The 25992-nt window shown below is 34.8% G+C and carries 24 protein-coding genes; 23 read left to right on the top strand and 1 reads right to left on the bottom strand.

The window, feature by feature from the left end; genetic code table 11:
* Positions 1 to 47 precede the first annotated feature (47 nt).
* The 21 genes from IGL90_RS09210 to IGL90_RS09110 all read left to right on the top strand — a co-directional run bounded on the left by IGL90_RS09210 (position 48) and on the right by IGL90_RS09110 (position 22535).
* Entirely contained in the window at positions 48 to 587 is a 540-nt protein-coding gene (locus IGL90_RS09210) for a helix-turn-helix transcriptional regulator (RefSeq protein WP_010709698.1), read from the top strand.
* A 371-nt stretch (positions 588 to 958) separates the two neighbouring features.
* Complete coding sequence (locus tag IGL90_RS09205; RefSeq protein ID WP_010709697.1) at positions 959 to 1738, top strand: hypothetical protein; 780 nt, start codon at positions 959 to 961, stop codon at positions 1736 to 1738.
* 36 nt (positions 1739 to 1774) lie between these two features.
* Entirely contained in the window at positions 1775 to 2719 is a 945-nt protein-coding gene (locus IGL90_RS09200) for an LCP family protein (protein ID WP_048736983.1), read from the top strand.
* Between the two features lie 15 nt (positions 2720 to 2734).
* Positions 2735 to 3514, top strand: a complete 780-nt coding sequence (locus tag IGL90_RS09195) for a YveK family protein (RefSeq protein ID WP_010709695.1) — start codon at positions 2735 to 2737, stop codon at positions 3512 to 3514.
* Positions 3515 to 3525: 11 nt separating this feature from the next.
* Positions 3526 to 4218 carry a CpsD/CapB family tyrosine-protein kinase gene (locus IGL90_RS09190; RefSeq protein WP_010709694.1) on the top strand — a complete coding sequence of 231 codons (693 nt, stop codon included), beginning with the start codon at positions 3526 to 3528 and terminating at the stop codon, positions 4216 to 4218.
* A 19-nt stretch (positions 4219 to 4237) separates the two neighbouring features.
* Entirely contained in the window at positions 4238 to 4999 is a 762-nt protein-coding gene (locus IGL90_RS09185) for a tyrosine-protein phosphatase (protein WP_010709693.1), read from the top strand.
* A gap of 12 nt (positions 5000 to 5011) precedes the next feature.
* On the top strand, positions 5012 to 6829 hold the full coding sequence (locus IGL90_RS09180) for a polysaccharide biosynthesis protein (protein ID WP_010709692.1): 1818 nt from the start codon (positions 5012 to 5014) through the stop codon (positions 6827 to 6829).
* 10 nt (positions 6830 to 6839) lie between these two features.
* Positions 6840 to 7472 carry an acetyltransferase gene (locus tag IGL90_RS09175; RefSeq protein ID WP_010709691.1) on the top strand — a complete coding sequence of 211 codons (633 nt, stop codon included), beginning with the start codon at positions 6840 to 6842 and terminating at the stop codon, positions 7470 to 7472.
* A 1-nt stretch (position 7473) separates the two neighbouring features.
* A complete protein-coding gene (locus IGL90_RS09170) occupies positions 7474 to 8592 on the top strand; it encodes a DegT/DnrJ/EryC1/StrS family aminotransferase (RefSeq protein ID WP_010709690.1) in 1119 nt (372 codons plus the stop codon).
* A complete protein-coding gene (locus IGL90_RS09165) occupies positions 8585 to 9202 on the top strand; it encodes a sugar transferase (protein ID WP_010709689.1) in 618 nt (205 codons plus the stop codon). The genes IGL90_RS09170 and IGL90_RS09165 overlap by 8 nt, the downstream gene beginning before the upstream one ends.
* 7 nt (positions 9203 to 9209) lie before the next feature.
* The gene (locus tag IGL90_RS09160; RefSeq protein ID WP_010709688.1) at positions 9210 to 10424 is read left to right on the top strand and encodes a glycosyltransferase family 4 protein; all 1215 of its coding nucleotides are present in this window, start codon (positions 9210 to 9212) and stop codon (positions 10422 to 10424) included.
* 19 nt (positions 10425 to 10443) lie between these two features.
* Entirely contained in the window at positions 10444 to 11466 is a 1023-nt protein-coding gene (locus IGL90_RS09155) for a polysaccharide biosynthesis protein (RefSeq protein WP_010709687.1), read from the top strand.
* Positions 11463 to 12572 carry a capsular polysaccharide biosynthesis protein CapF gene (locus IGL90_RS09150; protein ID WP_010709686.1) on the top strand — a complete coding sequence of 370 codons (1110 nt, stop codon included), beginning with the start codon at positions 11463 to 11465 and terminating at the stop codon, positions 12570 to 12572. Before IGL90_RS09155 ends, IGL90_RS09150 begins: the two co-directional genes overlap by 4 nt.
* A gap of 3 nt (positions 12573 to 12575) precedes the next feature.
* Positions 12576 to 13700, top strand: a complete 1125-nt coding sequence (gene wecB / locus IGL90_RS09145; protein WP_010709685.1) for a non-hydrolyzing UDP-N-acetylglucosamine 2-epimerase — start codon at positions 12576 to 12578, stop codon at positions 13698 to 13700.
* Positions 13697 to 14839, top strand: a complete 1143-nt coding sequence (locus tag IGL90_RS09140; protein WP_010709684.1) for a glycosyltransferase — start codon at positions 13697 to 13699, stop codon at positions 14837 to 14839. The genes wecB and IGL90_RS09140 overlap by 4 nt, the downstream gene beginning before the upstream one ends.
* Before the next feature lie 189 nt (positions 14840 to 15028).
* A complete protein-coding gene (locus IGL90_RS09135; RefSeq protein WP_010709683.1) occupies positions 15029 to 16195 on the top strand; it encodes a nucleotide sugar dehydrogenase in 1167 nt (388 codons plus the stop codon).
* 3 nt (positions 16196 to 16198) lie between these two features.
* A complete protein-coding gene (locus IGL90_RS09130; protein WP_010709682.1) occupies positions 16199 to 17611 on the top strand; it encodes an oligosaccharide flippase family protein in 1413 nt (470 codons plus the stop codon).
* A 54-nt stretch (positions 17612 to 17665) separates the two neighbouring features.
* On the top strand, positions 17666 to 19027 hold the full coding sequence (locus IGL90_RS09125) for an O-antigen polymerase (protein ID WP_010709681.1): 1362 nt from the start codon (positions 17666 to 17668) through the stop codon (positions 19025 to 19027).
* A gap of 110 nt (positions 19028 to 19137) precedes the next feature.
* A complete protein-coding gene (locus tag IGL90_RS09120; RefSeq protein WP_010709680.1) occupies positions 19138 to 19590 on the top strand; it encodes a hypothetical protein in 453 nt (150 codons plus the stop codon).
* A 543-nt stretch (positions 19591 to 20133) separates the two neighbouring features.
* Positions 20134 to 21465 carry an IS1182 family transposase gene (locus IGL90_RS09115; RefSeq protein WP_010709679.1) on the top strand — a complete coding sequence of 444 codons (1332 nt, stop codon included), beginning with the start codon at positions 20134 to 20136 and terminating at the stop codon, positions 21463 to 21465.
* Positions 21466 to 21701: 236 nt separating this feature from the next.
* Positions 21702 to 22535, top strand: a complete 834-nt coding sequence (locus tag IGL90_RS09110; RefSeq protein ID WP_002376929.1) for a hypothetical protein — start codon at positions 21702 to 21704, stop codon at positions 22533 to 22535.
* Between the two features lie 40 nt (positions 22536 to 22575).
* Here the strand turns inward: IGL90_RS09110 and IGL90_RS09105 are convergent, their stop codons facing one another.
* Positions 22576 to 23637: a LacI family DNA-binding transcriptional regulator gene (locus tag IGL90_RS09105; protein WP_002356832.1), complete on the bottom strand. Its 1062-nt coding sequence runs from the start codon at positions 23635 to 23637 to the stop codon at positions 22576 to 22578.
* Between the two features lie 175 nt (positions 23638 to 23812).
* Here IGL90_RS09105 and IGL90_RS09100 point away from each other — a divergent pair, with 175 nt between their 5' ends.
* On the top strand, positions 23813 to 24199 hold the full coding sequence (locus IGL90_RS09100; protein ID WP_002356835.1) for a hypothetical protein: 387 nt from the start codon (positions 23813 to 23815) through the stop codon (positions 24197 to 24199).
* Positions 24180 to 25979 (top strand): DUF2264 domain-containing protein, encoded by a 1800-nt coding sequence (locus tag IGL90_RS09095; protein WP_048737639.1) that lies wholly within the window; start codon positions 24180 to 24182, stop codon positions 25977 to 25979. The genes IGL90_RS09100 and IGL90_RS09095 overlap by 20 nt, the downstream gene beginning before the upstream one ends.
* The last annotated feature ends 13 nt before the right edge of the window (positions 25980 to 25992 follow it).

The following is a 25992-nucleotide window of genomic DNA, read 5'->3' as shown; positions in this document are numbered from 1 at the left end:
AAAATAATAGTGGGAATATCCTAAAATCTTTAAGGAAAGAACAAAAATTGACTCAAAAGAAGCTATCTGAGTTAACAGGGATTTCTCAAAGTGCTTTAGTCAAGTATGAGAATGGTACAAGAGGTATTTCAAAAAATGTAGATATTGCGCTAAGCAAGGCTCTGAATGTAGATTCATTGCTTAAAAATGAAGTAGAGAATTTGAGTTATATGATTAACCGAATAATAGAGTATAGGGATCTAAATAATTTATCTAATAAAAATTTAGCAAATAAAATCGGAATTAGTGAAGCTTTACTAAGTTATATTTTAAATGGAAGGAGAAAACTTTCAAAAGAGATTCAAAGAAAAATTGCATTATTTTTGTTAAATGATGGAAATGAAAGTTTGATAGATACTAAGTTAGGTGGTGCTTCTTTAAATTTTCCGAGTATTGATAAAAATTTGATGGGGAACAGAATAAAAACTATTCGAAAAAATAGAGGAGAGAGTTTAGAAAAATTTGGTCAAAACTTCACTTGTCCAGCTAGAAAAAATGTGATTAATAGATGGGAAAATGGTGTAAATATTCCTGATGTAGAAAGATGAAACAAATAGCAGTATACATGTTTTGACATCATTTTTTCTACGCTCCTTTAAAACGTTTTCATACATTAAGTATAAAAGAAAAAACTGTAGACGTCATCCCCTTTTTGGGGACTTTGTCTACAGTCTGAGAATTTACATAGTTAAAATCTGTAAAGTGTTATTTTTTTATTGTTCGTTTTAATCTTACCATAAACTTCTTTAATGAAAAAAAAGTTTATGGTAAGATTACATAGAACCCTTTTAATGATTATATTTAAGAAAATTCTTTATTTAATTTGTTGATTCATTTATACTTGAGATGGATGATTTTTATGTTATGAAAAAGCACTTATTTTTTTACTCATGTATAATAAATGATTAGGAGTGAATATATGGAGAAGCCGATTGTTAAAATATTCGCTGTTACTGCGGTAGGATTAGGCGCGGCGGTGATTTGTGGATTTGGCTATTACATAAATAACCAAAAACAGCATGAACAACGCATTGCATATGCTGAATCTGCCATCCTCGATCAAAAAGATACCTTAGCTTCTTTATCACAAGAAGCAGACAATTTATATAGCACAAAAGAGAAAGTTTTTCTGAAACCAGAAGCAACAAAGGACGAGACCTCTAGACTCTCCAGCAGATTATCTTCCGTCAAGTTGTCAGCAGACGACCACGGCATCGACCAATCAGAACTTCCACAAGAAGTTGCTGCTATCCAAACCACAAAAGAAACTGTATCGAACCAATTAAAAGATGCAGAAGCAAAACTAAACGTACAAGAATCTGTGAATCAACTTTTTACTGAAAAAATCTCTAATTGGCAACAAGCTGAAGATGATGTAATTATTAGAGAAAATATAACGGAAAAGGATATTGCCAACATACGTGATAACTTGAACTTTTTCAAAGAAAACGCTTGGAAAACATCGATGATCCAGTATTTAGGATTTGCTGACGCACAAGTCGCACAGGTCAATGAATTAAATCAAGCATTTGATACTTTATTAAAAGACGGTCAAGTAACTGCTGAGGCTACTTATGATCAATATTTGACAGCGCTTAATCAAATCGAACAAGTCCAAAACGAAAAAATAAAAGAAAAATACACAGCGATGGCAGAAACAGTCGCTCAACAAATGGGCTACGGTACGGTGAGTTATTGATGAACAAGTACAAGAGTTTCGTTAACGGAGGGGAAAATGGCAAAGCAAACAAGAAAATCAAGAGGGAAAAAAATATTTTTGATTATTTTAGGAATCGTTGTTGTACTGGTTTTAGCAGTTGTTGGGGTGGGAACTAAACTGTATCTAGATCTCTCCCATTCAATCAAGGAAACCTATCAAACAGTGGAAAGAGCAGAGGGTCCTAGAACAACACCAGTTGATTTAGCAAAGCAAGAATCTTTTTCGGTTTTATTGATGGGGATAGATACAGGAGATTTAGGACGTGTAGACCAAGGCCGTTCTGACACGATGATGGTTGCTACAGTAAGTCCAGAAGATAAACAAACAACCATCGTCAGCATTCCTCGAGATACCTATGTCGAGATTGTTGGACATAATACAACAGATAAAATCAACCATGCCTATGCATTCGGCGGAGCAGCCATGGCGATGGATACTGTTCAAAATTACTTAGATATTCCAATCGATCATTATGTATCCATCAACATGAAGGGTTTAAAAGAATTGGTTGATGCTGTGGGCGGTATCGAAGTCAACAATGACATCACTTTTTCACAAGACGGTTATGATTTCACCATCGGAAAAACCACATTAGATGGCGATCAAGCATTAGCATATTCCCGGATGCGTTATGAAGATCCAAATGGGGACTATGGAAGGCAAGAACGTCAACGGAAAATCGTTGAAGGAATAGCGAGAAAAGTCTTGAGTCTAAATGGTATCAGCAACAACCAATCCGTCTTAAATGCTTTAGAAACAAATATGAGAACTGATATGAGTTTTACTGATATGCGAAAAATCGCTTTCGATTACCGCGATGCATTTGGCACGATCAAACAAGATCAAATGCAGGGAGAAGGATTTATGCAAGACGGCATCTCCTATCAAAGAGTAAGTGATCAAGAGCTTGAACGTGTACAAAAAGAATTGAAAGACCAATTAAATCTAGAGACTAAATAGGAAAGTGGAGAAAAAATGGAAGAGACAATCAGCTTAAAAGAAATTTTTGAAACATTGCGTAAACATTTGGTAACCATCCTTATTTCAATGTTTGCCGGTTTAGCAATCGCAGGAGTTACAACATTCTTTATCTTAACACCTAAATACAGTTCACAAGCACAGCTGATCGTGACCTTGCCGCAGTCAGATACGACCAATGCAAATGATGTCAATATGAACTTGCAAATGATCAATACGTATAAAGATATGATCGTCAGCGACTTGGTTTTAAATGAAGTCAAAGACCGATTGGAAACGGAAGACAACGTGAAAATGACGGCTGGAGAAATAAAAGAATCTATTTCAGTTAATCAGTCTCAAAATTCACAGATGTTCTCGATCCAGGCAACAGATACGAATGCAGTAACGGCACAAAAAGTCGCCAATATGACAGCACAAGTCTTTCAAGAAAATGCTAAAGATGTGATGAATGTTGATAAGATCTCAATTATTTCAGCAGCTGTTGCGAATACGACACCTGTTTCTCCAAATAACAAATTGAACTTAGTCATTGGTTTGATATTAGGTTTAATGGTCGGTATCGGGATTGCGTTCTTGATGGAATTGCTTGACCGAACAGTGAAGGATAAAAAATTCGTAACTGAAACATTAGGCTTCCAGGTTTTAGGAACAGTTCCTGAAATGTCAGCGAAAGAATTAAATGCTGGTATTCGCAAAAAAGGACCCGCTCCTGTACATCCTGGAACAGTAAATGAAAAAAACGGCCCTTCACGCAGAAACCGCTCAAGAGTCTAGGAGGAAGAAAAATGGCACACAAACAAAAAACACCACAAACACAAGCAGTCAGCTTGATTACATTGACAAACCCTTCTTCACCGGTAGCTGAACAATACCGCATAATCCGAACGAATATCCAATTTGCTTCACCAGGTGGTCAGCAAATCAAAACGATCGTTGTTACTTCTTCTGGACCAGGAGAAGGAAAATCAACAACTGCAGCGAATATGGCTGTTGTATTTGCAAAATCTGGCCAACGCGTTTTATTAGTAGATGCCGATTTGCGGAAACCAGTTTTATATAAAACGTTTAAATTGACCAATATCAGCGGGTTAAGCACGATCCTCAGCACGGCAGGGAATATTGCAGATGAAGTACAGAAAACACCAATTGAGAATCTGTCTGTTTTGCCTAGTGGTCCTAAACCACCAAACCCATCAGAATTGCTGAATTCCCCAAGAATGGATCAGCTTTTAGCAGAAGCAAAAGATCTTTATGATGTCATTATTTTTGACATGCCGCCAGTCGTTGCAGTCACAGATGCCCAAATCATGTCTTCAAAAACAGACGGTACGTTATTAGTTGTACGCGAAAACACGTCACGCAAAGAGTCATTGACAAAAGCAAAAGAACTGTTAGACATGGCTCAAGCAAAAGTCCTCGGCGTTGTGTATAACGGAGCAGAACACAGCAAAGATGCAGTCTATTATTACGGAGATTAACTTATAGGAGACGAGAGAAATGATTGATTTACATTGTCATATTTTACCAGGGATCGATGACGGTGCAGAAACACTAGAAGCAAGTATTGCCATGGCGGAAAAAGCAATTAGCCAGGGCATCACACATATTCTGTGTACGCCCCATCACAACAATGGAAAGTATCGAAATGAAAAGTCGGAAGTGATTTCTCTGGTCTCTTTTGTGCAATCTGAATTTGACAAACGACAGTTGCCAATAACGTTATTGGAAGGACAAGAAATAAGAATCACCGGTGATTTGATTGAAGACATCCGTCGAGATGAAATCTTATTTACAGACCTAGATGATACCTATTTATTGATTGAATTTCCGACACTGGAAGTGCCGTTATATGCAGAACGGCTTTTTTTTGAATTGCTGCAAATGGGAAAGAGACCCGTCATTGTTCATCCAGAACGCAATGCACACTTCAGAAAAAATCCCAATCATTTAGTGCCCTTCCTCGATATGGGATGCCTTGCTCAATTGACTGCACCCAGTTACATGGGTGTGTTTGGTAAAGATATCCAAAAAACAGCCAAAACAATGGTCAAACATAATCTGGTCCAAATGACTGCGTCAGATGCCCATGGTATATCTAAACGAACCTTTTATCTCAAAGAATGCTATGAGCAGATAGCCAAGGATTTTGGACAGGAAAAAGTAGCGCAGATGAAACAAGTAGCAAAGGATTTAATCAATGGAGATGAGGTTGTTTATCCAGAATATACAGAAGTGAAGAAGAAGTTTGGGTTATTTTAGGGGGAATATAGGGTGTTTGTATTAACAAGGAGAAGAAAGATCATTACCTTGATTTTAGTGGATAGTTTATTATTGATTGCCGCCAATATAGAAGCTGTAGAGTTCATGAAACCATTTGTCGGTATACCAAGAAATCTTGTTTTTGTTTCAGCAGGTTTATCTGTGGGTTTCTACTTGTTTTATGGCAGTTTATTCAAAGTATTTACTAGGATTAACCGCTATACAAATTTAAGAGAGATGATTGTGATTTTCGGCTCGCTAACCGCAAGTGCAGGTTCAAGTATTATTGTTTTATCTTTTTTCAATGAACGTTATAGTCTACGCTTAGTGACATTCATTTATCTTCTCTCATTATTGTTGATCATAGGCAGTCGTTTGGTCTGGCGGATTTATGTCGAAAGAAAAAACAGAAGCTATTCATCCGTTGAATCAGCTAAAAATACAATCATTGTTGGTGCTGGTGAAGGCGGCCGTATTTTATATAACAGTTTTATAGGGTCTAAAACTGCTCAAAGTATTCGTGTAGTGGGGTTTGTCGATGATGATCCTAACAAACAAAATATCTATCTTTCAGGTAAAAAAGTATTAGGGATGCTAAAAGATTTGCCTGAATTAATTCAAAAATATGATGTCGAAATGGTCACTATCGCTATTCCTTCCTTATCACGAGAAAAATTACGTGAACTATTTGAATTAGTTGAATCTTCTCATGTCAAAGTCAGCACGATGCCTTCCATGGAAGAACTTGCTTCGGGAAAAACTAGCGTGTCTAAGTTGAAAAAAATCGATGTAGTCGATTTGTTAGGAAGAGACGAAGTAGAACTGGATATTGAATCGATCCAAGACCAAATCACAGAAAAAGTGATTCTTGTCACAGGTGCGGGCGGTTCGATTGGTTCAGAAATCTGTCGCCAAATCATTCAATTTTGTCCTGCGAAGTTATTGTTGCTAGGTCATGGAGAAAATTCGATTTATCTCATTGATCGTGAATTGCGTATAAATGATAAAAAGAAACGTACAGAAATTGTACCGATTATTGCGGATATCCAAGATCGAAAGAAAATCCATGAGATCATGGCGCAGCATCAGCCAGATATCGTCTATCATGCAGCAGCTCACAAGCATGTTCCATTGATGGAATGCAATCCAAAAGAAGCAGTCAAAAACAATATTTTTGGAACAAAAAATGTGGCAGAAGCAGCGAAAGTAGCCAAGGTCAAGAATTTCGTCATGGTATCGACAGATAAAGCTAACAACCCGCCAAATGTCATGGGTTCAACCAAACGAATCGCTGAAATGATCGTGACAGGATTGAATGAAGAAGGATGCACGAAGTTTTCAGCAGTGCGTTTCGGGAATGTACTGGGTTCTCGAGGCAGTGTGATCCCAGTCTTTCGTGAACAAATTGCAAAAGGCGGACCAGTGACGATCACTGATTTCCGCATGAGCCGCTATTTCATGACGATTCCTGAAGCAAGCCGATTAGTGATTCAATCAGGAGCGTTAGCAAAAGGTGGCGAAATCTTTGTTTTAGATATGAGTGAACCAGTGAAAATCGTTGATCTGGCAAAAAATATGATTCGTTTGAGCGGCTATAGTGAAGATGAAATCGAAATTGTTGAAACAGGGATTCGCCCAGGTGAAAAATTATATGAAGAATTGTTATTGGATAAAGAAAGAAATGATGAAGTAGTTTACGAAAAAATCTTTGTCGGGAACATCAAAGGGTATTCGATGAAGACCGTAATGGAATTTGTTGATAGCTTGCCGCAAGATGACAAGCAGTTAGCCAAAGATATTGTCGCTTTTGCGAATGCTTCGAATAAGTAGGGGGAGTTACGTGAAAACAATTATTGTAGGCGCAGGTGGATTTGGTAAAGAGATTGCTTTTTTACTGCAAAGTTTCCCTGAATATGAACTGATTGGTTTCGTTGATGATGAATCAAACATACACGGTGATAAAGTAGTAGGCAAACCTGTTTTAGGAAATATAAAATCTCTAATGAATATAGACAAGAAAACTGCTGTCTTTATGGGGATTGCTTCTCCCCGTATAAAAGAGAAAATATATCAAACGTTAAAAGGAAACACTAATTTGATTTTCCCAAATTTGATTGCGTCTAGTGCATTAATAGGAATAAATATCCATTTAGGTATTGGGAATATCTTGATGCCGTATACGTCTTATACAGCCGATATTGTTCTAGGAAATTTTAATATGATCAATATCAGTTCTACTATTGGTCATGATGCAAAAATAGGTGATTATAATTCTATTTTTCCTAGTGTAAACCTTTCCGGGAAAGTTACTTTAGGCGATAAAAATCAAATAGGTGTCGGAACTAAAATTATACAAAATATAGCTATTGGTAATGGAAATATTATAGGTGCAGGAAGTGTAGTGATTAGAGATATCGAAAATCATACTAAAAATGTTGGTGTACCAGCTAGAATCATAGAAAGATGGGATTAAATTGGATAAAAAAAGAATATTATTAGCTTCTCCTCATATGAGTGAAGAAGGTTATGAACAAGCGTATGTAAAAGAAGCGTTTGATACAAATTGGGTGGCTCCTTTAGGCATGAATGTCAATGGTTTTGAAGAGGAATTAGCAGAATATGTTGGAACTGGACATGCTGCGGCACTTTCTTCAGGTACTGCCGCTATACATTTAGCATTAAAAGCAGCAGGGGTCGGTAAAGATGATATAGTGATTTGCCAATCCCTAACTTTCTCTGCCACAGTGAATCCAGTTATTTATCAGAATGCTGTACCAGTATTCGTAGATAGTGATTATGAGACTTGGAATATGAGTCCAAGTCATTTAAGAGAGGCTTTAGAAAAATATCCTCAGGCAAAAGCTGTTTTAGTGGTGCATTTGTATGGTTTATCAGCTAATTTAGATGAAATAACGCAAATATGTGATGAGTATGGTGTGACCTTGATAGAAGATGCTGCCGAATCTTTAGGGACTACGTATAAAGGAAAATTTACTGGTACATTTGGTGAATATGGAATCTTTTCTTTTAATGGAAACAAAATAATCACTACATCAGGTGGAGGAATGTTAGTTTCTGAAAGCAAAGAGAAGATAGATAAAGTAAAATTTTGGGCTACTCAATCCCGTGAGAATGCACGTCACTATCAGCATAATGAGATTGGTTACAATTATCGTATGAGCAATATCGTTGCTGGTATTGGTCGTGGACAACTCAAAGTTTTGAAAGATAGAATTGAAAAGAAACGCTATATTTACGATTTTTATAAAAAAGAACTATCAAATCTGTCAAATATCCAATTTATGCCAGAAAATAGTTGGAATGAGCCTAATTATTGGTTGAGTGTAATAACAGTTAATGGGCTTGATTCTACTTTCCTTATTGATGAATTGGACAAAGACAATATAGAGGCGCGTCCAGTATGGAAACCAATGCATCTGCAGCCTGTTTTCAAACAATATGATTATATTGGTGATAATGTTGCAGAGACTTTATTTGAATCAGGTGTTTGTTTGCCTTCAGACACAAAAATGTCAGATGAAGATTTAAATCGCGTAGTAACTACCATTAAAAGAGTGATCAATCATGCGTAAAAAAACGTTTTATCAACTTATTGGAAAAAGAGCACTAGATATTTTATTATCAGGAATTGCTCTTATCATTTTATCTCCGATTATTTTGATTGTCGCAATATTAGTAAAAACTAAGCTTGGTTCTCCTGTTATTTTTAAACAAGAGCGTCCAGGTAAAAATGAAAAAATTTTTTCTATGTATAAATTTCGAACAATGGCTGATGAAAGAGATCAGAACGGAAATTATTTACCAGATGATGTTCGCTTAACAAAGTTCGGTAAAATGCTTAGAGCAACCAGTTTAGATGAACTACCTGAACTATGGAATATTTTAAAAGGGGATATGTCGATCGTTGGGCCTCGTCCATTATTAGTGGAATATCTGCCTCTCTATAATGAAAAACAGAAGAAAAGACACAACGTGAGACCTGGTTTAACTGGATTAGCCCAAGTTAACGGAAGAAATGCAATTAGTTGGGAAGAAAAATTTGATTTGGATCTCCAGTATGTGAAGAAAATCAGCTTTTTTGGTGATATAGCGATTATAGTTAAAACTTGCGCAAAAGTAATTATGAAAGAGAATATCGATGCAATCACCAACAGTACACCAGAAAAATTTAAAGGGAGTTAAATGCATTATGTCATTGAACGTTCTATTTCTTACTCTTTTAGATTTCGAAATTTTGGAGGAAAGTAATATTTATACTGATTTGCTCTCTGAATTTGTAAAAAACAAACACAATGTTTCAATCATATCTCCAGTTGAAAGAAAAAAAAATACAAAAACTCATTTAATCGAAATCAATGATAAATGTAAAATTTTAAAATTAAAAATAGGAAATATCCAAAAAACTAATTTGTTAGAAAAAGGTATTTCTACAATACAGATAGAACAACAATTTATAAACGGAATCAAGCATTATTTTTCAGATATAAAGTTTGATTTAGTGGTTTACTCTACCCCTCCGGTGACTTTTGCTAAAGTGGTTGATTTTATAAAGAAAAGAGACAACTGCAAAAGCTATCTTTTGTTGAAAGATATATTTCCACAAAATGCAGTTGATCTGGGCAAAATCTCGAAAAAAAGTTTGATTTATAAATATTTTAGAAAAAAGGAAGTTTCGTTATACGAAGTATCTGACTATATAGGAACAATGTCAGAAAAAAATTCTCAATATATACTCCACCATAATGAATTTGATAGAAGAAAAATTGTGGAAATAAATCCTAATTCTATTAGAATCAAAAACGATAAGGTAGACTGTCAACTCCTCAAAAAGGAAATAGGCAGTGAATATGGTATTCCAGAAGATAAAGTGGTAATGCTGTATGGCGGCAATTTAGGAAAGCCCCAAGGAGTTGATTTTCTTTTAGAAATAATAAAAAGTCTAGAAGAAAGAAAAGATTTTTTCTTATTAATAGTTGGTTCTGGAACAGAATATGAGCGAATAAAAAAATATTTAAGTTCTAATGATATAAAAAATACATTATTAATTAATGGATTACCTAAAAATGAGTATAAAAAAGTGGAATCTATTGCAGATATAGGTTTAGTATTTTTAGACAAAAGATTCACTATCCCAAATATTCCTTCTAGAATACTAGGATATATGGAGTCAAGAAAACCTATTTTAGCAGCGGTAGACAGATCTACAGATTTGAAAGAAATGATAGTGGAGGGGCAGTTTGGATATTGTTCAGAACACGGAGATTTAAGAAAATTTGTAGGTAATATGGAAAAACTGAAAGATAAGAATACCAGAAATATCTTAGGGGAAAATGCATTTATTTATTTGAAAAATAATTTTGATGTAGAAAAAAGCTATACTACAATCATGAAGCATTTTAAATGATAAAAAGGGAGAACAAAGCATGTTCAAAGATAAAATATTATTAATCACTGGCGGAACTGGCTCTTTTGGTAACGCAGTAATGAAACGATTTTTAGATTCTGATATTAAAGAAATCCGCATTTTTTCACGGGATGAGAAAAAACAAGACGACATGCGGAAAAAATACAATAACGATAAATTGAAATTTTACATTGGTGATGTTCGTGATATTAATAGCGTGAAAAATGCGATGTATGGGGTTGATTATGTGTTTCATGCTGCTGCACTTAAACAAGTACCTTCTTGTGAATTTTTCCCTATGGAGGCTGTAAAAACAAATATTGTAGGAACCGACAACGTGCTGACAGCTGCCATCGAAATGGATATTCAAAAAGTGATTTGCTTATCAACAGATAAAGCAGCTTATCCTATCAATGCAATGGGGATTTCTAAAGCGATGATGGAAAAAGTGTTTGTTGCAAAAGCAAAAACTGTTTCGGAAGAACGCACGACGATATGCGGGACTCGTTACGGAAATGTAATGGCTTCTCGCGGATCAGTCATCCCGCTTTTTATTGACCAAATCAAAGCGAATAAACCTTTAACTGTGACAGATCCTGAGATGACACGTTTCTTGATGAGTTTAGAAGAAGCTGTAGAATTAGTTGTTTTTGCCTTTAAGAATGCAAAAGCCGGAGATATCATGGTACAAAAATCACCTGCTTCGACAGTTGGGGATTTAGCCCAAGCAGTGAAAGAACTATTTCAGGCAGAAAATGAAATTCATGTAATTGGGACACGTCATGGAGAAAAGCAGTATGAAACGTTATTAACGAAAGAAGAATATTTAGTAGCCCAAGATATGGGTGACTTTTATCGCGTTCCGGCAGACACACGTGATCTTAATTATGATAAATATTTTGTGGAAGGCAGTAAGGAATTAACACAAGAAGGAGAATACAATTCAGACAATACGCAACGCTTATCTATTGAGCAAATCAAGGAAAGACTTCTTGAATTAGATTACGTTAAAAAAGAATTGAAAGAGTGGCAAAACAAATGAATATCTTAGTGACTGGAGCAAACGGCTTTGTTGGGAAAAATCTGATTGCTGAATTAAAAAATGAAGGCTACACAGATATTTTCAGTTTTGACATAGATACACCAAAGGATTTATTAGATGAATATTGCAAAAAAGCAGATTTTGTTTTTCATTTAGCTGGTGTCAATCGACCAAAAAATGAGGTAGAATTTATGGAGGGGAATTTTGGTTTCACTTCAGAATTGCTTTCAAAATTAAAAGAGCATCAAAATACTTGTCCTGTGATGATTTCTTCTTCTATCCAAGCAGCACTCGAAAATTCCTATGGAAAAAGTAAAAAAGCTGGTGAAGAACTCTTGAAATCCTATCAAGAGGAAACCGGAGCACCTGTTTATATTTATCGTTTTGCAAATTTATACGGAAAATGGTCACGACCAAATTACAATACGGTAGTAGCAACATTCTGTTATAAAATCGCAAGAAATGAAGAAGTCACAGTCAATGATCCAAATGCGGCCGTTGAACTTTGTTATATCGATGATGTAGTAAAAGAATTACTTCATTGTCTGAATGGTAAACCTTATATGGAAAATGGCTATTGTGCAGTTCGAGAAACAGATGAAGTGACGATTGGTGAGCTAAAAGAACTGATTACTTCATTTAAAAACAGCCGAACAGATTTGAGTGTGCCAAACCTTGCCAGAAGAGTAGAAAAAAATCTGTACAGCACATATTTGAGTTTTCTGCCAGAAGATGATTTTTCTTATTTTCTAAAAATGAATATAGATAATCGTGGATCGTTTACTGAATTTTTACGAACAAAAGATCGCGGACAAGTATCCATCAATATCTCAAAACCAGGAATCACCAAAGGAAATCACTGGCATAACACAAAAAACGAGAAATTTTTAGTTGTAAGCGGGCAAGGTGTTATCCGTTTTAGAAAAATCGATTCAAGTGAAGTAATTGAGTATTTTGTTTCTGGAGAAAAGTTGGAAGTAGTAGATATTCCAGTGGGATATACGCACAATATTGAAAATCTAGGAACAACAGACATGGTAACTGTGATGTGGGTCAATGAGCCATTTGATCCAGAACATCCAGATACTTATTATGTGGAGGTTTAATCAATGAAAAATTTAAAAGTGATGACAGTGGTAGGCACGCGCCCAGAAATCATTCGTTTATCTGCTGTAATCAATCGTTTAGAAAGTTCAGAAGCTATTGACCATGTATTGGTACATACGGGACAAAACTATGACTATGAGCTAAATGAAGTGTTTTTTGAAGATTTCAAGTTGAAGAAACCAGACTATTTTTTAAATGCAGCAACAGGTACAGCAATCGAGACCGTTGGGAATATCTTAATCAAGATTGATCCTATCTTGGAAGAAGTAAAGCCAGATGTCTTTTTAGTATTAGGTGATACCAATAGTTGTTTATGTGCGATTGCAGCAAAACGTCGTCATATCCCTATTTTTCACATGGAAGCCGGTAACCGTTGTTTTGATCAGCGTGTCCCAGAAGAAACGAATCGTAAAATCGTCGACCACACAGCTGATATCAATTTGACATACAGCGACATTGCACGAGAATATCTTTTGCGCGAAGGATTACCTGCAGATCGTGTCATCAAAACAGGCAGCCCAATGTTTGAAGTATTGAATTCAAGAAAAGAAGACATCCAACAGTCAGATATCCTTGAACGATTAGAGTTAAAAGAAGGGCATTATTTTGTGGTCTCCGCACATCGTGAAGAAAATATCAGTTCAGAAAGCAATTTCTCAAATCTAGTAGATAGTTTAAATGCAATTGCTGAAACCTATCAACTACCAATTATCGTGAGTACGCATCCGCGTACGATGAAAATGATCGAATCAAAAGGAATCAAGTTCCACGAGTTGATCCAAACGATGAAACCTATGGGATTTAATGATTACAATAAACTGCAGATCCATGCAAAAGCGGTACTAAGTGATAGCGGGACAATCAGTGAAGAATCCTCTATCTTGAATTTCAAGGCACTAAATATCAGACAAGCGCATGAACGTCCAGAAGCAATGGAAGAAGCCAGTGTGATGATGGTTGGACTAGAAAAAGAGCGGATAATGCAAGGACTAGAAGTATTGGGAACACAAGAAAAAGATACTTTGCGCCATGTGGCAGACTACTCTATGCCAAATGTTTCGGAAAAAGTTTTGCGCATTATCCTATCTTATACCGACTATGTGAATCGGGTGGTGTGGGGTGAGTGAAGAAAAAAATATTAATAGTTGCTGAAGGATATTTTCCTGCACAAAAATATGGTGGGCCACCGGTCAGTATACTAAACTTTTGTGAGCTATTAAAAGATAAATATACTTTCCATATTGTTACGCGTGATCATGACCTTAATGAAAATGAACGGTTGCAGGGCATTAATGAGGGATGGAATATAAGGCCAGAAGCGAAAGTTCTCTATGTAAATAGAGAAAAAAGTTTTTCTAAACTTATGGGTAGTGTAATCAAGGAAATAAAACCTGATTTAATATATATAAATAGTTTTTTTGATTATAAATTAATAGGCTCAGTTTTTTATACCAACTTTACTATACCGTTACTAATTGCGCCTAGGGGACAGTTGCTAGACGGAGCTAGAAGTAATAAAAGTATGAAAAAAAATGTTTATATAAATGTTTTTAAATTAGGAAATATATTCCATAAAAATATTTATTTTCAATCGACAAGCAATGAAGAGGATAACGTTTTAAAAAATCTGTTTCCATCAAACGATACAATATTATTTACCAATATCCCTAGTCCAAGCAAAGTGAATAACAAGAAGAATAAACACGAAAAAAAATTAAATTTGGTCTTTTTATCTCGAATCGTTCCCAAAAAAAATTTAGATTATGCAATTGAAATTTTAAATACACTTGAAGAAAATGTATATTTGGATATTTTTGGTCCTATAGAAGATAAAAATTATTGGGAGATTTGTCAAAAAAAAATAGCAGCTTTGCCTGCTAATATAGAGGTTAATTATAAAGGAAATATAAGTCATGAGGATGTTGATGGAGTATTTAGGAAGTATGATGCTTTCTTATTTCCTACTAAAAGTGAAAATTACGGACACGTTATTTCGGAGTCTTTGTCAAATGGATGCCCAGTTATTCTTAGTGATAAAACCCCGTGGAATGATATAGAAGATGGTCAAGAAGGCTACATTTGTTCTTTGGAAAATATTGAAGGATTTAGAAAAGCAATCAAAGCCTTATATAATATGTCTAATGAAGAATATCAAGTAATGCAAAATAACATCAAAGCGTTTATGAAATCCAGAATTGATTTCTCAATTTTAAGAGATGATATTTCTTTGAAACTCGAAAAGATAATGAATAACGGCAAGAAGTAATTTTATACGTCTGTAGATATAGCTAAAAAATTGATAAGTAAAAAACAGCTGTGATATGTGTTTATCTAATCTATTATTTGTTTGAAAGCAGTATGCAAAGCATCGTCAATATTTCAAGTTTCTTTTTTTGTTTATAGTATGTACTGGACAAGTGAATAATAAATAACGTTATGGAGAGTATACTTAATTATGAATATTTCAGTATTCGGCCTCGGCTACGTCGGTTTAGCGAACGCTTTGCTGCTTAGCCAGCATGAAAATGTTAAAGCATATGATATTGTCGAAGAAAAAATCGATATGCTACAAAATAAGAAGTCACCTCTAGAAGATAAAGAAATCCATGAATTTCTTGAACGAGATGATTTGAATGTAGCATTCACTAAAGATTTTGAAGAGGCAGTTTTATTTGGAGATTACTTGATTGTCGCGACACCAACGGATTACGATGAAAAGAAAAATTACTTTAATACTGCTACAGTTGAAGATGTTATTGAAAAAGCATTAGCTATTCGTCCTGATGCGACATTCATTATAAAATCTACTGTACCAGTGGGGTATACGGCAGACGTAAAAGAAAAATTTAAAACAGAAAATATCATTTTCTCTCCAGAATTTCTGCGTGAAGGAAGAGCTCTATATGATAATCTCCATCCTTCTAGAATCGTAGTAGGGGAATGTTCTGATCGCGGACAAGAAATTGCGGATATGTTTAAGCGAAATGCCTTAGATCAAGAGGTATCAGTTTTATTGACTCATGCTACTGAAGCAGAAGCAATCAAATTGTTTTCAAATACCTATCTTGCGTTACGTGTGGCCTACTTCAATGAGTTGGATACTTACGCTGAATCTCGAGGTTTAAATACAAAACAAATTATTGAAGGAGTAGGTTTAGATCCACGAATTGGTTCGCATTATAATAATCCTTCTTTTGGTTACGGGGGATATTGTTTACCTAAAGACACGAAGCAGCTAAGAGCCAATTATGAGGAAGTTCCAAGCAACATCATAGGCGCTATTGTGGAAGCAAATACAACAAGAAAAGATTTCATTGCAGAACAAATTTTAGCTAAAAAGCCGGAAACAGTCGGTATTTATCGTTTAACAATGAAAGCAAATTCTGATAACTTTCGATATTCCTCTATTCAAGGGATCATGAAAAGAATCAAGGCAAAAGGGATTGAAGTGGTGGTTTATGAGCCAACACTGGATGCCGAAGAGTTCTTTCATTCACGAGTAATCAAAGATTTTGAAGAATTCAAAAAAATGGCAGATGTGATTGTTTCGAACCGTATGGAAAGTCATCTGGCTGATGTTCAAGAAAAAGTTTATACGAGAGATATTTTTAGACGGGATTAAAATATGAAAAATATAGCAAAAAATTTTTTTTACCAGAGTTTATTCCAAGTCGCTAAAATAATTATTCCTATCATTACAATACCAATAGTATCAAATGCTCTTGGACCAGCAGGGCTGGGAATTTATAATTACACGTTTTCGATTGCTCAGTATTTTGTTTTGGTCGCTGGCTTGGGTGTGACAATATACGGAAATAGGGAAATAGCTCTAGCTTATAATAGAAATAAACAGGAGCTGTCAAAAGTATTTTGGGAGATTTTTGTTTTTAAAGCCCTCATTACAATCGGTGTTATCGTGGTATATTTCATTGTGGCTTTATTTCTAGACAATAGGATATATTTATTTATCCAATCTTTAACAATATTAACAGTATTTTTTGATGTTTCATGGTTTTTTATGGGGATCGAAGATTTTAAAAAGGTAAGTATGTCAAGTTTGTTTGTCCAATTAATTACTTTCGTTTTGATCATTTTGTTTATTAAAAATGAAGGGGACACAATCAAATATACAATGATACAAGCGACAGGCATCCTTCTTTCCCAAGTAGGGGTGTGGCTGTTTATCCCTAAATATATTCATTTTACAAAGATACACATAAAAAATAGCTTGAATCATTTGAAAGGTTCGTTTGAATATTTTATTCCTCAAATCGCAATCATGCTGTATACTAATTTAAACAAAACACTCTTAGGATTTACTTTGGGAAGTGTGGCTGTGGGTTATTTTATTAATTCACTGCAGTTAAATACAGTATTTATTACCGTCATCACAACCTTAGATTTAGTTCTTTTGCCACACATGACAGGAATTTTTGCTAAACGGAATACTGATAAGATTGTAAGAACGATGGAGAAAACAATTCATTTGCAGTTGTTCTTTTCTATTCCTATTATGTTTGGTATGCTGACTATTTATGACAAACTCGTACCTTGGTTTTTTGGAGAAAAGTTTCTGTATATAAATAATGTTATTCCTTTTTTTACAATACTTATAGTAATTATCCCATTAGGTATTTCTATATCTAGGCAATATTTGATGCCGATTGGACAAATAAAAGAATATAATAAATCAGTGATGATTGGTGCAGGTATTAATATTGTATTTAATCTGATTTTGCTGCCAACTATTGGGTTTTTCGGTGTAGTATTTTCAAATATTTTAGCCGAATGTTTTGTTACTTTTGTAAGAACAAAATCTTTCTTAGAGAGTACAGATTTTAAATTTGAATATCATAAAATTGGAATCTTTTTACTAGGAGGAATGTTGATGTGTACAGTCACACGTTATTTAACAAGTAATTTATCAAGTAGTATTTTTACTAATATTATACAGTTTGCTATTGCATTGCCTATCTATTTAACAATTACTACTCTATTTAAGGTAAATCCATTACTTGATTTATTAAATAAAAAATAGTTTTTACAAGTATGTTTATAAATTAGAACTTTGTTAAGGAGGTTATTATATTTTATGCTATTTTTTATAACAGTTTTACTGTTGTTAATATTAATGATTCCGTTAGTAAAATGGACAAAAGCAGGTAAAGATTTATTTAATCCAGTAACGATTTCATTTTTTTTTCTAATTATCACGTCTGTGCCTTATCTGTTTTCTATTGCAAATGATGTCTACATCATCCAACCACAAGTATTACGAGAAATTGGCATAGAAAATATTCCTAAAGAAATAATATATTTTGTCGTAATTTTATTGATAGGTGCGTTTTCTTTATATTTTGGTATGAAAGTACCTATGATTAAAAAATTTTCAAACTTACCTGGCCTTCCTAAATCAGAAAACAGAAAAAGATATATTGTGGGAACTTTGCTGTCTTTTTTTGTTGGTATGTTAGGCTATCTAATTTTTTTGAGAGGCGTAGGCGGATTTAGTGTTTTAACATCAAACCTTAATATTAGAACTCAAATGACAGCTGGCAATGGATATCTTTTGTCGCTGACAACAACTTCATTAACGATTTCTGTTGTTTGTTATATATATACGTTCAAATATAAGAAATCATTTATTAAATATTTCTTTTTATTGTTATTAATTTTATTTGTAGCTTTTCTCTTAACATCTTTAGGAGGAAGAAAACAAACGCTTCAATTAGTTACGTTTAGTTTGATCTCTTGGCATTATGGAGTTAAAAGGGTAAAAAAAATACCTAAAAAGATATGGCTGTTAGTTCCTCTTTTAGTAATTTATATTGTTGGAATACCTATTTTAAGAAGTCCTGATGGAATAGAAACACTTCTAAATAATCCTAAATATTTAGCGAGCGAAGTGAAGGATAACATTGGAAAATCTACAAAAGAGATAAGTTACATTGACACCTACTTGTTTATAACTAATCATTTTGATGTTAGTAACATATGGCTAGGCAGCAGTTTTAAAGATTTGTTATCTGCTCCCATCCCTAGTTCTATTATGCCCGAGAAGCCGCCTGTAGATGAAGGGGTCTATATAAGGACACTTGCAGAAGGGAATAGGAATATCAAACCATCAATGCCATTTAAAGAATTGTTTCCATCATCGTGGCCTCCAGAAACAATTGGTACTATGTACATGAACTTTTGGATTCCAGGTGTAATAATAGGGATGTTTCTTTTAGGGAAAATATATAAACTTGCTTATCTCTATATGAAAAAATGCGATTTTAACGCACATTCGGTAATGATTTATTGTTATATTTTATTAAATTTTCATTTAAGTAATTTAAGGATAACTCAAACTATTACGAGTATCCTTGTTATCTCAGCTTTCTTTTTTATGATTTTAGGATTTAGTATAAAAAAGAACGAAAAAGAAAAGAGGTATATAGTCAATATATAAATTAAACCCTTATGGCTAGTTAATTTTAAAATCAAAAGGGCAGATTATACTTATAGTGCAAAGGTTGATAAAAACCTCTGCACTATATTTTTTAGTTTGAGGAGAGATGTATGAAAGTCTTTAAGTGGTTCGTAGAAACAATCGTATACAAAGAGGATACTTCGTTAGAAATGTTTGGTTTTGAAGTAGAAACATTGAATGATTCGAAACAAACAGTATTTGAAATTGTAAAGTATCGAACAAACGAGTTGTTAAAACAAAAAGGACAAAAAGCGAAGCGAACAACGATTTGTTGGATAGAGCTAAAAAGTGTTCAACATATGAGTAAATATCAGCGATTTGTTCGATTATACGAAACTAAAAGACCTCGTAAAGCAATTATGAATATCTTGAAAATTCCTTTTTGGAAACTACGACAATTCGAGGAATATTATAACGAAAATACGAAGCCATTGACGAAAAAAGGATATTTAGAATTAAAAACTTTTTTGAGTGATGAAGAAATTCGTAGACACCATAAAATACCTGAATGTGAGTTTCAGCAGTTTTTAAAAGGAATGTAAAAAAAATAATCTTGTGTACTATATAACTGGATATAATAGGCGCATTTCATGCGTACAGGGTTGAGCAATACTACTGATTTCAATAACCAAACTTTTAGGTAGTATACCCTTTATCAAAGCTCATAACCCACTTGCGATGGCGGGATAACCAAGCTGTTTACAAGATGCAGTGTAACCGTGGGGGTAAGAGGCGGGCTGATAATTGTTTATTTATAAAGAAATGTAGATTATTTGCATGATGGTTCTGTAATAATGGTTCGATTCCATTAAATGTAGTTGGCTATTATGTGTTTGAGATTTAGTCTTTTGGCTATCTACAACCCATTTAATCCTTTCTTATGATTTTGCATGGAAAAGTAAAACTTTTTTTGCTCTTAAACTTTTAAGCTGAAAGGAAGAATTTTTGAACACATGATAGTAAAAAAAATGTCTATAATTAATAGACAGCCAGACTGTAGACAAAGTCCCCAAAAAGGGGATGACGTCTACAGTTTTTTCTTTTATACTTAATGTATGAAAACGTTTTAAAGGAGCGTGGAAAAAATGATGTCAAAACATCCAATGAATGGAAGAGATCAATACATGATGATTTCCTTGGAAGATCTTGTGCCAAAAGATCACTTGATTCGAAAAGTAGATAAAGCAATCGATTTTACCTTCATTTATCCAATTGTTGAATCAACTTATTCGACCTTAGGTCGACCAAGTATTGATCCTGTGGTTTTAGTAAAAATCGTCTTCATTCAATATCTCTTTGGTATCCGTTCCATGCGTCAAACGATAAAAGAAATAGACACTAATGTCGCTTATCGTTGGTTTTTAGGCTACGATTTCAATGAAACCATTCCGCATTTCTCTACCTTTGGAAAAAACTATGTTCGCCGCTTTCGAGATACCACACTCTTTGAAGATATCTTTGCCTACATACTGGAACAAGCTGTCAAGGCTCGGATGATTACGGAAGATGTTCTCTATATGGATTCTACTCATATCAAAGCCAATGCAAATAAGCATCATTTTACTAGAGAAATGACGCATATTGAAGCAAAAGCCTATCAATCAGAATTAGAGAAAGAAATTAACGAGGAACGCATCAAGGCAGGAAAGCGACCTTTTATTTTCCCAACAGAAAGTGAGATGAAAGAACGAAAAGTAAGTAAAGTAGACCCGGAGAGTGGATATTATGTAAAAGGAGAACGAGAAAAACAATTTGCTTATTCTGCTCATACTGGTTGTGATGAACACGGATTCATTTTAGACGTCATTGTGACGCCTGGTAACCGTCATGATAGTCAAATTGCTCCTGATTTAGTTGCCTCTATCTGTACTAAATTTCCAGCGATACATGCTGTGGCTGCTGATGCTGGGTATAAAACTGCCACTTTTATAGAATTTCTCCGACGGAGAAATCTTCATCCTGTTCTTCCATATACACGACCTAGAGGTGATCGAACGTTACTAGCCAAAAATCAATTTGTCTATGACGAATACTACGATTGTTACCTGTGCCCTGAAAATCAACCCTTACGTTTTTCTACACTTACTCGAGAGGGATACCGTGAATATAAGTCAAAATCTTACATTTGTCAGAATTGTCCGCAATTGAAACAGTGCACAAGAAGTCAAAATCATCAAAAAGTAGTGACTCGTCATATCTGGCAAGCTGGGGTAGAGAATGCAGAACATCTTCGTCATACTTCCTTCAATCGAGAAACATACCGCAAACGTAAAGAAACCATTGAAAGAGTATTTGCTGATGCAAAAGAGAAGCACGGGATGCGCTGGACAAAATACCGAACTTTGGAAAAAGTCGCAGTGCATACGAGAATAATTTTTGCTGTAATGAATTTAAAGAAATTAGCCCTGTGGGGCTAGAAAAAGGCGAATGCCTTTATTTTTTTACTTTGATTTTGATACTAAGTTAAAAAAATACGCTCAACACTCTATTTTCTGAATGTTGAACGTATTTGTCTACAGTCTGAGACTTTTAAGAAAAGCCTTTTTATTTTTTTGATCTAAATATTTATTCTTTAATCAACTATTATTTTAGTAAAAAATAGATTAATTTACTAAAATAATATATAATAAAGGTAAAATTAGGAGGGAAGCATATGACGTGTATTTCATTATCGATTTTAAATCAAGAACAAGAAGTTAGAAAAGCTAAGATAGATGATTCAGATTCTTTGAAAGAGTTAACTATTACAGGAAAAGATTTTGTTTGTTTAGCTGCTCGGGATTGTCAATTACAAGACGGCGATGTGATTCAAGTTTGTTTAGATACGCCCAATACTTATTTAATGGTGAAGTTAGATGCTACGCTTGATAGCAGTTTGATTTATGTTCCAGAACAAAAATGGACGTTTCCAATCATAAAAAATGAAAACGCTATCGAAGCGCGAGCAGCGTATCGTTTTGAAACCAAGAAACCTTATATAAGTGTGCGTATTGCCACTAAAGAAGAAATTAAGAGTTATCGTAATTGGGCGTTAAATCCGCATGATTTACAACATTTTACTGGTGCGTATCCTCATGCATCTGCCAACGTGGAAACGCGAAATGATGCTACTTTTTTTGCTTGTAATGCGATTGACGGTACCTTCGCTAATCTTTATCATGGGCCGTATCCTTATCAATCATGGGGGATTAATCAGCAATTAGATGCCGCATTAAAAATTGAATTTGGGCGTGAAGTCTTGTTGGATAAAGTGATCTTAACATTACGAGCGGACTTTCCTCATGATAATTATTGGCAACAAGTGACTTTAAAATTTTCCGACGGTACACATGAAGTTTTTAAAACTGTTAAGACTGAGCAACGCCAGAGCTTTACCTTTGCGAAACGGGCAGTGGAGTGGGTGATACTAACAGAGTTAATTCAAGCAGATGAACCATCACCATTTCCAGCATTAACACAAATTGAATTATTTGGTCAAAACAAATAAAAAATAAGGACGGTTCCTTTATAGGAGCGGTCCTTATTTTTTATTTCTGGCGTGGGCTAGTTGTCGATTGGCGGACAACCAATTCTGTGTTTAACAGGACTCTACGAGGAATGCTAGGCATTTGAATTCGTTTGTGCAATAAATTAATGCCTGTCTCGCCCATTTCTTCAGTAAAGGCATGGACAGAGGATAGCGGCGGTGAGACATATTGAGAAATAGAGATATCATTGATCCCCATGACACTAATTTCTTCAGGAACCTTTATACCGTGTGCGGCTAACGTATGTATCACACCGATTGCAAAGGCGTCATTATAAGCAAGAATCGCAGTAGGTAAATCATTTCCCCATTTCTCTAACGCTTCTTCTGTCAATTGTTCCCCTGTTTTGACATCCAACATGCCATTTTCTTTTAAGATAAAATAATCTTCGTTAAACAAGTGATAATGCTGCATAATGTCAAGATAAGCATTGGTTGTCGGTGTTTTATAGCGACGGAAACCATACATATTTTCGCTTTCTTCGGCACCAATAAAGGCAATTTTTTCGTGGCCCAATTCCAAAAGATGGGTTAAGGCAATCTCGGTTGCTTGATAAAAATCAGTATTTACAGAATCAAATTCTTCCAATGGGAAATTACTGCCAATTACACAAAGATTGGGATGCAGTTGCTGCAACTCTTGTAACGTCTTTTGAGTGAATTTGCCAATTGCCAAAATGCCATCAATCCCTTGAAGGTTATGTTGTTCCAATTGAGAAACTTTTAGAATATTGTAACCTAACTCTTCGGCCCGTTTTTCAGCGCCTAAACGAATCGACATATAGTAAATATCCGTTAGTTCTTCGTCATCTGAACGCCACTGAACGACGGCAATCGAAGGCTCTTGCGGAGCTGTTTGTACGGAAAGGTTAGGTGTCAGTTGCTCCTGCTGTTTGTTTTTATTTTTAGTTTTATATTTCGTATAATTCAGGGTTTCTGCTGCTTCAAAAATTTTTCGCTTGGTTTCCTCTGTAACGGATAAGTTTGGATCATAGTTCAGAACTCGCGATACAGTTGAAATTGAAACATTCGCGACTTTTGCGATATCTGTGATAGTTGCCATTCTAAATGCCTCCTTCTCAAGTACTATTATAGCATATAGTATATTTCTTTTTAGTAAAAAAAAGCAAGAAAAAGCTTTTTTTACTTTTTTTTAGCAAAAACTATTGATTTTTTGACTAAAAAAATATACTATAAAGTCAAAGAAAGCGCTTTAATTCGATGGAGAAGGTGGTTTAGTGAAAAGATTTTCACTTTTTTTACTAATTTTACTTGCTTTAACAGGTTGTAAATCCGGTGAAAAAGAATTTGATGAAGAATCTCTTCAAAATCTAAAGGAAACGGCACAGTCTTATTCAGAAACAGAATTACAAAATGGTGACGTTCGTTTAAATGAATATATTTCTTTGAAAGGGGAGATTGTTGAGAGCGACAGTCGTTCCAGTTTAATAAAAAAAGGTGATCGTTTTATTTTGAAAAGTGGTTCTAGTAAATATCAAGTTTTTAATGAGCAAAAGAAAAAATTGAAGATTGGTGACGAAGTGACAGTTTACGGAGAATATTACGGCTTTTTGAAAGGGACATTAATTGAAAGTGAGGAGAATCATGATTCAGCCACGAATTAGACAGAATCCTTTTGAAACATACGAAGAAGTTGCAGAAGGATTTGAAGATTTATTAGCGCCACTGGAATTGTTTTTTGATCGAGAATATCAAGGTCATCTGGATTTAGGGACACACGGGACAGTTTATTCTAAAGGAACACGTGACGCGGAGGCATTTTTACGACCATTATGGGGACTAGGTCCTTATGTAACGCAAAATGAAAGTGAGTATTTGAATGACTTTCTAACGGGAATTATCGAAGGAACCAATCCTGAGAGTTCATCTTATTGGGGAAAAACAAAAGATTATGATCAATTGATTGTTGAGATGGGAGCATTAAGTACATTTCTTTTGTTAAACAAAGAAAAAACGTGGGACCAATTAACAAAAGAACAGCAAAACAATTTACACAGTTGGCTGATACAAGCCAATGAAAACATTATTCCGCCAAATAATTGGCATTTCTTTAGAGTGTTGCTGAATTTAGCGATGAAACATTGTGAAATGCCGTATTCAAAAGAACAGATCGCTGTTGATTTGGCTGTTATTGATCGTTTTTATGTCGGTAATGGTTGGTATTATGACGGAGTCGAGACACAAATTGATTATTATGTTTCTTTCGCTATTCATTATTATAGTTTATTGTATTGTCGTTTTGCCCCGGAAGATACCGCAAGAGTGGCTATTATGAAGGAACGAGCAACTTTGTTCGCGCAAGAGTTTAAATATTGGTTTACTCAGCCAGGAGAAGCGATTCCCTTCGGACGTAGCTTAACGTATCGTTTTGCTCAAGTGTCATTTTTTAGTGCCTTAGTTTTTGCAGATGTTGAAGCATTGCCGTGGGGTGAGATCAAAGGTCTAATCAGCCGACATCTTCATCAATGGATGAACAAAGATATTTTTACAACAGATGGATTATTGTCGGTAGGTTATGATTATCAAAATATGGTCTTTGCCGAAGGCTATAATGGTCCTGGTTCACCTTATTGGGCCTTTAAAACATTCATTTTGTTAGCGGTACCAAAAGATCATCCTTATTGGCAAGCAGAAACACAGCCTATTAGTTTTCCAGAAAAACACTTACCTTCACCAGAAAGTCGGAACTATTATCAAGTAAATGATGCAGGAACACATGGTTTAATGTTTCCAGCGGGACAATTTATTAATTATCAAGCTCATGCGCATGATAAATATAGTAAATTTGTTTATTCTTCCCATTTTGGTTTCAGTACTATAAAGAGTGATTATTGGTATTACGAAGGTGCTTATGATAGTTGCTTGGCTTTAGCTGAAGACGACCATTATTTCCGCACGAAAGGATTAGATGATCAGTACGAAATTCTTGATGATCGTATCATTCATCAATGGCATCCTTGGTCCGATGTAGCAATCAAAACGACAATTGTACCATTAGAAGGCCAACATTTACGGATCCACGAAATTGAGACACAACGTGCATTAGTGGCTTATGAAGGTGGCTTCTCAATCCCGCTCTTCGATGAAAAGGTCACTTGTGTTTCTGATCAAATGGCTGAGGTAAAAAATGCAAAAGGTGTGTCAAAAGTAGAAAATATCAACGGCTTTTCTGAAGCTGCGATTATTCGAACAGAACCGAATACAAATTTACTTTATCCGTTAACGGAGTTGCCATATTTGAAAGCAAACTTGTCGAAAGGGAAACATCTTTTAATTTCATTGGTGACAGGCGTACTACCGAATGAACAAATTGAGCCAGTTAAAGTTAGGTTAAAAGAAAATCAGCTTTTAGTTGAAGAAAAAGTTGTAATTTTGGGGAATTAGGGGGAGAAATACA

Source organism: Enterococcus sp. DIV1307a (assembly GCF_050537425.1).
GTDB lineage: Bacteria > Bacillota > Bacilli > Lactobacillales > Enterococcaceae > Enterococcus > Enterococcus faecalis.
The sequence above is the reverse complement of the archived record's forward strand: the minus strand, read 5'-3'. Positions and strand labels throughout refer to the sequence as shown.